Source organism: bacterium, from assembly GCA_035505375.1.
GTDB lineage: Bacteria > Hydrothermota > Tepidihabitantia > Tepidihabitantales > Tepidihabitantaceae > UBA2258.
Genome location: DATJQV010000060.1, coordinates 1 through 12230, shown reverse-complemented (window position 1 = coordinate 12230; position 12230 = coordinate 1). Strand labels below are relative to the sequence as shown.

8 protein-coding genes are annotated in these 12230 nt (G+C 60.1%); all 8 read right to left on the bottom strand.

Translation table 11 applies throughout. From position 1 onward, the window contains the following. Window positions 1–867 precede the first annotated feature (867 nt). Entirely contained in the window at window positions 868–2244 is a 1377-nt protein-coding gene (locus tag VMH22_09535) for a nucleotidyltransferase family protein (GenBank protein HTW91937.1), read from the bottom strand. 2018 nt (window positions 2245–4262) lie between these two features. Continuing rightward, window positions 4263–5522 carry a radical SAM protein gene (locus tag VMH22_09530; GenBank protein HTW91936.1) on the bottom strand — a complete coding sequence of 420 codons (1260 nt, stop codon included), beginning with the start codon at window positions 5520–5522 and terminating at the stop codon, window positions 4263–4265. Continuing rightward, window positions 5519–6787, bottom strand: coding sequence for a radical SAM protein (locus tag VMH22_09525; GenBank protein HTW91935.1), 1269 nt, complete (start codon window positions 6785–6787; stop codon window positions 5519–5521). Before VMH22_09525 ends, VMH22_09530 begins: the two co-directional genes overlap by 4 nt. Then, the gene (locus tag VMH22_09520; protein HTW91934.1) at window positions 6787–8826 is read right to left on the bottom strand and encodes a radical SAM protein; all 2040 of its coding nucleotides are present in this window, start codon (window positions 8824–8826) and stop codon (window positions 6787–6789) included. Before VMH22_09520 ends, VMH22_09525 begins: the two co-directional genes overlap by 1 nt. 20 nt (window positions 8827–8846) lie before the next feature. Then, window positions 8847–9245, bottom strand: a complete 399-nt coding sequence (locus VMH22_09515) for a S24/S26 family peptidase (protein ID HTW91933.1) — start codon at window positions 9243–9245, stop codon at window positions 8847–8849. Window positions 9246–9378: 133 nt separating this feature from the next. After that, window positions 9379–9717, bottom strand: a complete 339-nt coding sequence (locus VMH22_09510) for a PqqD family protein (protein HTW91932.1) — start codon at window positions 9715–9717, stop codon at window positions 9379–9381. A gap of 450 nt (window positions 9718–10167) precedes the next feature. After that, the gene (locus VMH22_09505) at window positions 10168–10437 is read right to left on the bottom strand and encodes a hypothetical protein (protein ID HTW91931.1); all 270 of its coding nucleotides are present in this window, start codon (window positions 10435–10437) and stop codon (window positions 10168–10170) included. A gap of 171 nt (window positions 10438–10608) precedes the next feature. Next, complete coding sequence (locus tag VMH22_09500) at window positions 10609–11544, bottom strand: hypothetical protein (protein HTW91930.1); 936 nt, start codon at window positions 11542–11544, stop codon at window positions 10609–10611. Window positions 11545–12230: the final 686 nt, after the last annotated feature.

Here is a 12230-nt window from a genome sequence, read left to right as displayed (position 1 = left end):
TCCCCACGCGCGCGCACACACGCGTGCCCTTAGGGCAGCGCTATACCCTACCGAAAGGGCGCCGGTTCTATGCCTGATGAGGGGTTGTTACAAGTGAGATGTTGGGAGAAGGCAGATCACCCAATCTGCCCGGCATCGCGGACCGCGTCATGCGACTGGCCGTTCAAACCTGACCGGTCTCCCGACAAATCCGCACTCAACCTCTGCCCCAGATTACCTCCGTCGGTTCGTGTGTCAAGAGAAACCAACTATCACGTCGGGACTGACGTTGAGCTACCACTATGGTAGGGCGTAGATCGCCCTCGTACAACACTGAACGAATGAGCGATGGACGACGCACGGCGCCCTGTGGTTCGATTTCGGATTCAGGAGTGGCGGAGCGAGGCATGTGCGGTGGAGAAGCGAGCGTGGCGGGACGCAGAGTCGGGACGGGCCATCGCTTGGAGAATATTCAGGATAGCGCATATGCACTATAGTACATATGCTGTCGTCGTCCGGAATCTGCCCTAACCTCCTCGTTCTCAATTCACTACTCTCAATTTCCGCAAGACCTCCTCCCGTGCCTCCCCCGTGGCTTGCGGCATACCTTCCGAAGAGACTTTGAAGGAGAGCTGCCAGCGAACCTCGCGAAGGAATTCGAAGGGAGCTTCTTGCTGAACATCGGGCCAAACGATGCTGCAGACGATTTGCCACACATGCCGGCGCATGGCTTTTGACCTAGCCCGATACAGGTGCGTTTGCGCAGGTGAACACACGACCGAAGACCGTGCGGCCGCAACACCATGCCGAACTTAGCAGTTCATTTCGCCCCTGGCTTCGCGAGGAACTCCCCGACGAGTTTCCTGGCGCGCTTCCTGCAAAGCGCCTCTAGTCCTTTCCAGACAGCCATCTGAGCACGACGTGAGGGTCTCTGCCGCGAAGCTGCCTCCTCAACCGGCCTCGCTCCACGAGGTAGGACCCGTAAGTCCGGATGACGTCCCGTGCCCGCAGCGCGTAGTAGAGGCTGACGCAACGCGAGTCACGGGACGCGGGGTACTTGGCTGCCATCTCCTCACGCGAAAGGAAGACTCTCCTCCACGACAGTCTTACCCTTTCGCTGAAAGACTGCACTCCGAATCTGTCGAAGAACGGCACGCCGAATCTGTCGAAGAGAGGCACCGATCGTTCGTAACCGGCTCGGCCGAAGGCGTATTGACGTACCGTCTTGCATACGCGCCGGTCAATGCCGTCTGGCACCAATTGCTCAAGGACCGCACCAGGCACTGCCGCCTCCAACATGCTTTGGGTAAGATGGAGCGCAAGACCCACGTATCTTGATGCACCCCATTCGCGGGCACGTTCTGTGACTTGGGCCCAGTCCAACTTGCTTTCGTAGTGCCCGACTGTCTCGGCAATGTCACAGACTGGCTGGAGTCCGATTCCAAGGCTGTGCTCGTGAGCGGAGTGCAGGCAGAGATGCAACAGTAGGTCCTCCGGGGACAGCGCCAGTGCGCTGACGCCCGCTATGGTCACGGGTCGCGCCCTGGCCCAGAGACCGGCAACGTCTATCCGGAAGGGGCTGGTCGGGTTAGCGATGGTCCAATGGGATTCGACGGTGAAGCCCGCCCGCGAAAACGGGGCGAGTTCCATGTGCCATCTACAGAGGAGGTCGATGTCATCGCGCGCCCGGGGACCAAAGCCCATGTCCAGCAGAATCGACTGGACCTCGGGCAGGTTCGCCCGCGGCACCATCAGGTCGACGTCGGCCATCGGCCGGAGTGCGCCATCGCCGTAGACTGACTCGGCGAGGAAGGATCCCTTCAGCACAATCACCGGGATGCCCGAGCTGCGCAGGGATCGAAGCACGGTTCGGATCTCTCGTTGGAAACACATACTTCGGATCGCGCTGGCGGTGTACGTGCGCCTCATCCGTTCCCACCCGTCGGCCGGGACCCAGGATTGGCTGTGGCTCTGCCCGAGCCGCGCGTAGAGCAGGGATGTGAGGCGGTGCTTGTCGGCGAGGGCAAGGACTGCGTGCCAGTCAATCGACTCACGGCCAACGGCTAGTGGCTCACGACCGACGGAGAGACAGCGGAGTAGAAACTCCTCGGTAAAGGAGCCGGCGGTCAGGGACGAGGGACCCGGGACGATGGTACCACACCTGTCAGACTCAAGACTGGAGATTGGAGGTTGATGAGCGACCTGTCGGTCGTCGCGCAGTCTGAACTCAGATGGTGGATTGTGCTCGACGTAAACCTTGGGCATGATGTGAGTGGGTCAACGAATCAAGAGATCGAGGGGTGAGTCTGGGGTGCGGCGGGAGTTGGAATCGAAACGACCTCACCCTCGCCGTCCCCCGGAGTGAGAGGGGGGTGGCCGGATTCCCGAGTCCGATGTCCCGCGCAAAGGACAATGTCATGCCCTGATCCCGAGATAGATGGCCACAATGATTTGGGTGAGAACTGCACAATGACAGGCGCGAGAGTTGAGGTACGAAATCAGAAAAGTCGGTGGCCTTGCACTTTGTATTTCGCAGCATGCATTGATTGCCTATCGGTTTCGTGCTTTCGTGGCCCCAATACCGGTTCTGGGGTCTCCGCGGAGGCCGGGGCGGACAGGTCGATGGCGAACTTCAAGACGCAGCATGAAAGACCAGCAGACGCGGTGGGTCACTCCGAGCCGATGGTCTCAGTCCGCCTGCGCGTCATCAGGCAAGCATAAGACGCATGGTCTTCAGTTTGCCGGATAACAGGCTGAGTACCAAACCGAGGTTCTTCAGCGCGCCTTCTCAGGCCGCAGTTGATACGAAGCCCCGCAGTCGACCAGGAATCGTACGCTCACCTTCTTGTCAGTAGGGTCGGTGACGATACATTCGATGGAGGCTCAGGCTAGGGCTGAGGTCGAGCGATTTGCCAGGGGGACGGAGTCCCAAGTGGCGGTAGAGGCACTGACCAAGGTATAGTCCTGAGTCGGTCTGGCCTAATCTCTTGTTCCCAGGAGGCGAAGCCAACTTGGACTTCGACCACATCCTTTCCCTGCCGTTGTAGAAATGTCAGTGGAGCCGCCAAGTCAGCTGTTGGACGCGTCGTGGCAATCCTGGCCGCAATTCCCCCCGCCAGTGCCTCGGCAGCCGTCCTTATGTTGGTACGGACCATAGCCCCCCTCACCTTTGCAGATTTGGAGCACACTCTCTGCCGCGCACGATCTAGCATGAATCCTCAGCTTGGGCGTGTTCCACACTTTGTTGTTGGTACTACTCATGGCAACTCCTCCTCTTACCAGCATCGTAGCAGGTCCCCGAAAAGCCGGTGCTCGTGGCGAGTCTCACCCCGCAGGCGATGCACGTAGCTTTGGATGCATGACCTACAATCACTTTGTTCCACGAAGGCAGACTACAGAATGCAAACCGGATGTCAAGCCTAGAATCACCAAGGTGCGGACCCGTGGAGGTGTAAACGCAGATGCCGCACATGCGCAGGTGGATCGGGCCTTCGGACGAACTGGCATCCGAAGACCACGCAGGAGACGCAGAAGTATTCCGGCGTCCGGATGAGGCAGGAGTCAGATGCCAGAATGCAGATGGAAGGAAGCTACCAAGATATACACAGATTACGCAAATGGCGCAGATTCCGACTGCCGAGACCAATGAGGTCCTGAACCCGCAGGATTGGGTCACACGGTTCCGGGTTCCGCGGTACGACTGACCAGACGCAGCTGCGGAGCAGCCTTGGGGAGCGCAACTCCCGTTTTCCCGAATCCGAGTCACTGACTTGTGGTTTGTGATCTTCGACGTCAGCCATGGGCGCGGCCGCGCCGAAAAGAGAAAATGCCGGGAGTCAAGCTCCCGGCTACAAGCTACACTGATGAACCGCCAGTGCTATTCATCCCCTTCTTCTACCTTCCTCCTCGGCCATGTCCGCGGCACGGTACGATGTCAGGAATTGGAAGGGCTACCGCAATACATACCGTTATGGATACAACCGGAGTATCCCGGGCCGGTAGTCGAACCGCCCTTGCAGCCCGTCAGCACGTGCTCTTCTGCCCTCGACCTTGTGAAGATCCTCAGCGCGGGCGTGCTCCACTCTTTCTTCTCTGTCATGACATCTCACTCCTCTTGATGCTCCAGCATCTTCCTAATGCTTTTCTTCGTTCCTGACAACGCCGCCAACAGCACCGAAACCTCGCGGGGTACAGGACTCTCTCTTTCACCCTAGCTGACTATCTACGCCCCCGACCTGCCTGTCAAGAAGAACCTTCTGCTCACCAACTCATCGACCTTCACCTCAGCCTTGACCCTTCCTCCCGTGCTCGGTCTCCCGTCTCCGGTCTTCGCAGTGTCCCAGCGCCTGCGCCCGCGCACGTGCGACTTGGCAGAAGTAGTCTACCACAGCATCCAACTCGCCGGTCTCGAGATACGAGTGGGCGGGACAGCAGAGGCAAAGATCGACGATCGGGCAGACCCGACAGCGTTTGAGAAACTCCTGGCGACTTGAGCGCATGTCCCGCACCCGGGGAACGTGCCGGTTCCAGGCTTCGGCGAGTGTGCCGTGACGCAGGTCATAGACCGTGTCCGGATGCCACAGGGACGAGCAGAGCCGGAACTTGCCGTCAAAGCTCACGTTGAAGCTGCCCTTGCCTGCGCCGCAATGGAACAGGTGGTTGCAGCTCGTGTGAGTCAGCTCGGGCATTATGAGCTTGTCGCATTCCTTCTGCAAAGCCCCGAAGCGTTCCTCATCGGCACGCTCAACCGCCACAATCTCGTCCGGGTTGAGGCGTTCGGCCCCTATTTCCGCGTTGCGCGCCTGGTCTCCGTCGAAGCGAAGGTGCAAGAGTGGGTCAAAACGATAGTAGTCTTTGGTCCGGGCACGGCAGAAGCGGGCGATTTCCGGCAGCTCGTGGATATTGGAGCGCAGGGCCATAGCCTTCAACCGCGCCTTGACGCCGCTTGAGAGCAGCCGGTCCAAACCGCGCACGAACGCCTTGAATGAGCCCTGCCTGCGTGTCACCTTCTCGTAGGTTGCCTCGGTCGCGCCGTACATCGTCACTTCGATATCGCGCGGCGGGTACTTGCGGAACAGCTCCACGTGCTTTGGCGTGACGAGGCAGGCGTTGGTAAAGACCGACACGAGCAGGCCCAGCCTCTTAAGAGCCATGTATAATTCGAAGAAGTCGTCGCGCAGCAGCGGCTCGCCCCCGGTCAGCAGGCACCACATCGCTCCCATGGATACCGCCTCGTGCGCGATGCGCTCGATTTCGGCAAGAGACAGCTCCCTGGCCCGGGCATCCTTGTCGCCGGCCGGCAGGTTGATGTAGCAGTGGCGGCAGTCGTTGTTGCAGCGGGCGGTGACCTCCAGATCGAAGGCGATCGGCGCTCGCCGTTCCTTCATCTTGTCCCAGAGCTCGAAGCGGAGAAGCGGAGCGACGGAGGAGTAGGTCGAGGTTGAGGTCGAAGCAGAGGCTGAGACCGACGCTTTGTTTTTTGTCACCTCGACCTCGGTCATCCCGCGGTCACCTTCTGCCTTGGCCTTGACCTCGCCCTTCACGTCAGCCTTTGGATTCTAGTGCGCCAGTCGGCGACTTCCCAAGACCGCTCGCCCGCCGAGAGCAACCCGAGGTCGCGGGCCTGAGCGTGGGCAACCCGACACAGGTACTCGACCGGCGTGTCGAGCGTTCCACTCTCTGCCCACGACTTGGCCGGGCACTGCTCGCAGAGGCCCTTGAGAAAGCAGCGGGCGCAGCGGGCAAGGTAGTCGGCATTTGTGGCTCTCATCTCACGCAGGCGCGGAAAGAAGCTCGTAAGCGCGTCGCGTAGCGAGCCCTTCTTGATGTCGTAGACCGTGTTCGGGTGGCGCAGCATCATGCACATCTGTGCCCGGCCATAGGCGTCGACACACGTCCCATGCCCGGCCCCGCAGGTAAACAGCCTGTCTGCGGAGGGCCCCATGAACTTCGAGCAGAACTGGGCCATCTCGTTGAGGTATGACTCACGGTGGCGGCTGAGGACGGCCAGGCCATCCTCGGTCGATGGGCGCAGCCCGGCAATCTTCCGGTTCTTCACTTCGGAGTCGCGCCGTCCGCGCAGGTCGAAGAACATGGAGTAGCCAGGGGGCCGGTCCATGCCGGGAATCGTCGCAGCCCACGCTTCGAACTCATCAATCTCATCCCGGTTCGGCGGCAGGAGAGCACCCTTAACGACGAAGGGCACCCCGCGTTCAAGCAGCAGGTCAACGCCCCGTCGGAACTCGGCATGCGAGCCCGGCTTTCGGGAGACAGTCTCGTAGGACTCCGGTTTCATGCCGTAGACGGTGACTTCGACCAACTCCCCAGGGGGAATTCGGGCAAAGAGGTCGGCAAGCTGAGGCGTGACCAACCGGGCGTTGGTGAAGAGCATTACCTTCATGCCCTTACGCCGGGCGTACAGGTATAGCTCCTCGAAGTCCTCGCGCAGCAGCGGTTCTCCGCCGGTGAAGCGCACCGACAGGCAGCCGAGAGCGGCCGCTTGAGTCAGAACGCCCTTGACCTCATCGGTTGTCATCTCGCGCTGTTGCGCCGGAATGTCATACATTCGCAGGTTGATGCAGCAATGGATGCAGTCATTGTTGCATCTCTCCGTCAGTTCAATATCCAACCGACCAAGAAGCGGCTTGCGAGTCTGCCATGGCCCGCCCTGGTTGAGCCGGGTCTTCTCGACGAAAGAAGAAGGTTGAGGTCGTGGATCAGGAGGAGGTTGAGACTCAGGAAGAGGTTGAGGTTGAGGTCCAGGCCGAGATCGAGAAGGAGCCAGCAGCTTCCTCGGCCTCGGCTTCATCAGTGCTTCGCCGAATCTGCGTAATCTGTGGAATCTGTGGATAGTTCCAAGAGCTTGTCCACGATCCGTCCACTCTTGTCGAACTCCATGATGTAGCACGGGACCTCGCGGGCTAGAGCCTCGACGACCGACAAGGTCTTCTCCCACCACCCGGTCGTAACCAGCGGGCGGATTACGCAAGCCAGCAGGCGCTTCAGCGCCTCACCGCGGTCCATAACCGGAACCAGACGGTTCTCCGTAGATTGCTTGATGAACAGGATGGCGCAGAGCGGGGCCGAAGCCGTCGACACCAGTGGCACCTCGCCGTGACTCCACGAGCCATACACGCGAAAACGACCCGGCTCATTAACACGCCCCTCGCCGCCTCCGCCTCGACTTTCTCTTCTAGCGATGTTCCGGTCATCGCACAGAATCTCGGCCCTATCCTGGATGAGCTTCACGGTGGTTGACTTGCCGGCCTCGGAATGACCCACAAACAGAATTCCAACTCCCTCTGCCTCCTGCTTGGGCTTGGCATTTGTGAATATCGCCCCGGCGGAATGGATGAAACAGGCCTGGCGGTCGGCAAGAAGCTGGGCAAGAAGAATCTGGTCTGTGGGAAACAGAGTTGCGGAGTGAAGATTGCCTTGCCGGAAGACTGTGTCGTCCGGATGGTAGAATTCACCGCGCGAGTAGTCATGGTTGAAGTCGACGACCTCCCACAGGGCCTCACGGTCAGGCAAGATGCCGAGGTAAACCCAGCCCGTTCCCTTGCGATGCATCGCCCAAGGCGGTCTGCGGTAGAGTTGTTGCCCTAGCTCTTCCACCTTGATTTCGGGCAACCCAAAGTGGTGGCGAAGGACAACAGTGTCCGAGCCCGGGCCGTCTTTCTGGAACTTGCGGAACTTCGGGTGAAAGGTCTGGTCGGTGAACGGCAGGTCCGACTCAACCTGGAGCGTGATGCCGGCAATCTCGAAGTAGCGGCGGTGGTTCCGCTGCCACTGCTCCTTGAAAATCCGATTTTCGCGCGCCACTTCGCAGAGGTGCTCGACCTTTGCACCATACCGGCCGTGCTCCAGATAGCCGTACACGCCACACCAGCGGCAGTCCGTCCGGGACTCACAGGAACCGCAGTTGTTCAGGTATTCTTCTCCTCCCCGCACCTTGTCGGCAAGGCTGGGAATGAACTCGTCCCAAGCCGTGCGAAACGTCCCGTTGCGCAGTTCAAAGCGCAAGGCAGGGTCCTTGATGAAGCAGCAGAACGTCATTCCGCCGTAGGGGTCAATGTGAAAGTCCCGGCGCACAGCGATGCAGCCAGCGAACAGACGGTCGTCGCCGTCCGCCGCGACCTTTGCCTCAACCTTGACCTCCTCCTCGGCCATGTCAGGCTGGTCCAAGGCGATGACTTCTTTCGGGTCCAGGCGCTGGCGGGAAATCTCTGCGTTGTGTTCCGCAGACCGGCAGGCCGAAAGGTACAACCACGGCGCGCCCACCCGGTAGTGCGGGCTGAGCGACTTTGCTAGCTTCACCATCTCGTCGTACTGGTGGTAGTTGTCGCGCATCGGGATAAGTTGCACGATGAAACCGGCCCCGGCCTCCCGAAGGTACCGGAAGCCGCGCATTGCGGCATCGAACGAGCCGGGATTGCGGGTGATGTGGTCGTGCACTTCGGACGTAGCGCCGTAGAGGGCAACCATCTTGCTCCCCTTGCGCGTCAGTTGACGGGCGATTTCGGGTGTGATGAGCGTACCGTTGGTATTGATGGTGTAGGTGAGGGCCTTGCGGGTAAGATAGTCGAATAACTCAGCGAAGTCCGGCCGCAACATCGGCTCACCGCCCGAGATGGCCCACTCCTGGCAGCCCATTGACCGCGCCTCGTCTGCAATGCGCCGAATCTCATCGAAGGTCAGCTCATGCTCCCGCTCTGCAGCGTTCCCCGGCAGGCGCAGCCAGCAGTGCCGGCAGTCGTTGTTGCATCGGTAGGTCAGGTCAATGCTGCCCCGCAGGGGAAGCCTCGGGAACACTTTCCCTCGAACCAGCTCAGTGAATCTCGTCGTCATCAAGCCTCGCTGCTAAGGGATCAGTTGAGTGTGCCGTACAACCTCCTCAGCAGACGGGTCAACACCTCGGCCCGGGCAATAACCGGCAGGAGCATCCCTGCTCGGGAGAGAACCGCTATAGCATAGCGCTCCGGGCCGAGTCCGAGCCAGACGCGTTGCTGGCCGCGCTCGATACGGACTACCCGCCCGAGGATGCCGTCCCGTTCGACCATTTCCGCTACCGGTCGTTGCGTGTTGTCGCCCATGATGAGGAAACCGGATTTGTGCCGACCGATGATTCGATGCACGACCAGCCTTTGGTTCATCGGGTTGATGAAGGCCACGACGTGGCCGATGCCGCAGGTCCTCACGCACGGCTCGGCTCCCGGCCGGACCGGCGCAATCGTTATCACATCACCGTCCTTGATGAATGGGAACATGCTCCACCCTCTCGCGCAAAACCGGAAGTGCCGACCTTTGTCCGAGACGGCCCGCATCAAACCCACGAGCGCAGGCCCGGAAAGGAGGAGCTCGCTCCCCTTCCGCTGCCTGAGACCCGGGCCTTCCTGCCGATCAGGCGTCCGGTTTGACAACCAGCATCCTCCTGCGGAGCAGCTCTCCGACCAGCCCGACTACATCGTCTTCGATCTCGTCCGGCTGGGCGCTGTATTCCGTGGCAAGCGCCTTTGCGACCTCCGCCAGCGTAGCCTTGCCGTCGAGCCTGCGCCAGATGTCTTTGCCGGTGTCATTGAGAGAGTAGAGTTCGTCCTCCATGTCGCCAATCCCGGCAACCAGCGGTACGATGATCAACTCGCCTTCGATTTCGCGAGCTACGACGTCATCCGATGGGACGTAGAGCTGGTCCACCCTGATATTGGTATCGCCATTTGCTTCTGGGTATGTCTTGTTCATGTCGTAAAGTCATTCTCCTTTCAGATAGCAGATTGTCAAGGCGGCGGCCGGCGCCTTCGACTCGCCGCGATGTGTCTCGATGCCAGTATTCGAGACGGTCAGATGCGCTTATGCAAGAATGCCCGAGCGCCGCCACCTGGCATCTTGGTCAGGGGCATTGCGCGAAGCAGCCGATGCCATCTACTGTATCGGCCTGAAATAACGGCACACAGTATCAACGGCAGTCGTTGTCACAGTCTTGGCCAGATCAAGTTTCGGGACTTACGTGGCCCGCTCACCGGATTCTCACTCCCGTAGCCGCAGGTTCGGTTCCCGGGCGTACCGCTCGATGTTGGCCCTGCGCCCTGCTCATGCCCGATAGTAACCCGTGCCCCTCATTATTGGCGAGGTCTACCTCGCAACTCGGCATTATCGAGTACTCCATGTTGAAGCCGGCGAGGGCGCTTTCGGCTATGTTCCTGGACATTGATTCAAAGTGCCGGTTGGAGAATCACCAAAGATGAACTTTCGGGCAACATCAATTGCCTCTTCCTTGCGCACCTCGCGCAGGAAATCGAACACCTCGTACTCAGTCGTCCATCCGGGAAACGGGTTGCCGAGGCTTCTGAACCCGAGCATGTTCAAAATCAGGCCGGTGACATATCCGGCCAGACTTGGTCGCGCAAAGGGCGAGTCGACTGCGGGTTCCAACTCATGCTTGCAGCGAAGAACTGGGGCCATGCCTTCTTTGGGTAGACTGCTCGTTTGGGCAACAAGTGCAACGGGCCCAGCCCACGGTCGCCAAGCCGGGCCTCTTGAGTCGTTACATGCCACTGCGAAGTCTGCCCCAGTGGGAGCGAGATTTGCCGCGAACGCCGTTCGCAAGTGGCGCTTGTGGCAACTCCACTCGGTTCACAACGCCGCCACTCCGTTCACGATCTTGTGTCCCAGCCACTGCGTCTCCATCCGCATCCGTTCCCACGAAGGCAGCTCACGAGGTCCCTGCTGCTTCCGCAGATAGTCAAGGAGAGTGCCGACGGGCACGAACCATCCGTTCCTTTGAGAGAGCTTGGTGACCAAGCTGACGAAGTCCGCATTCAGCTCACCATACCGCGAAAAGCCGCGGGCAAAGTGAGTATAAATGATGCAAGCGCCGCTCTCCCGCTCAAGCTTATCCTGGTTCGGCTCACTTATCATGTTGACAAATTCGGTGATTCCCGATCCCTCCGACGACGCAAACCAGTAGTTTACGTAGGGTCGCTTCGGGTCGTGATACGGCATGAGCGGACAGGCCTTGAGCGTGTTAATGTCACCGAAGGTGAAATTCCTCACGTACCTGATCTTGTCCCGACAGACATCACCCCAGAAGAACGAGCTGTTCGGATCATGGCCCTGCGAGACAGAGCGATTTCGGCCCCGAGTCAGTGCATGGTACAGCACTCGGCGGCCGCCGCTGAGTCGGTCCGGCCCCCAGTAGACCGCCTCCTGGTTGCGTACGTGATTCGAGAAGCAGACCGGGTAGTGCCCAAACAGCTTGCGGAAAGCCTCGATGCCTCGGATGGTGTTTTCACGAACGGACGAATTGTACGTGACCGTGTGAAGGGCGATCTCAAAGCCATCGCTCTGGAGAGACCGGACCCACTCCAAGTAGCGGGGACTGTCGCACGTCTCACCGTTAATGCAGGGAGCAGGCTCTCCTCTGATGGGCCAGACCGACTTCGTAGTGCGAAACCCAAGGTCGCGGAGCAATGAGTAGACCGGTCGCACGTTCTCCAGGGTCGCGTAGTCGGTGTCGTCGAAGATGGTGAAGGCAAAGTCCTTACCTTCGGGCCAGGCGATTCGTGTCATTGTCGGCAGGAGACCAGCTTCTCGTCGTTTGGGATGTCTCGGGTCATGACTGAGTCGAGGTCGAAGCCAGGGTGAAGGTCGAGGTCGGTCGCGCACCTGCGGGAGCAGTGGGGCGCGAGATTAAGCTCTTGACGGAGAAAGAGAGACCCGCAAGCCGGGCGAGCCCGTCCCGGAATGGTTGGCGTTTCTTTGCGCCGAGTCTTCGGACAGCATATTCGCTGAGGTGGGAGCGACATGCCGCCATACGCCAGCATCTGCGGGACGGGCTGAGTGTACCTATTGGGAATACTGTGGAGTGAAGGTGCGGTGTGGACGCGTGCCTCATCCAGCCACCGGTTCCTCGCCTTTGCGCACTCGACATAAAGCGTGCCCGGGGAGTTTCAGCCACTCCACCGTGCGGAATCTGTCACTCGAGCCGCCTCAGCCGTCTGACTCATGGCCCTACACTGTGAGAGCCGGTGGGTTCCCACCTTTGCCACGCGTCGTTAGCCTCCGGATTGAGACCTACCGGCTCACTGCCACCGGCGAGCATCAGTCCGGACACCGCCACGTTTGCCGGCAGCGCCAGCAAACTCGACTTCGTCACGTCACACCTCAGTTACCGCGCCGTTCCCCACGCGCGCGCACACACGCGTGCCCTTAGGGCAGCGCTATACCCTACCGAAAGGGCGCCGGTTCTATGCCTG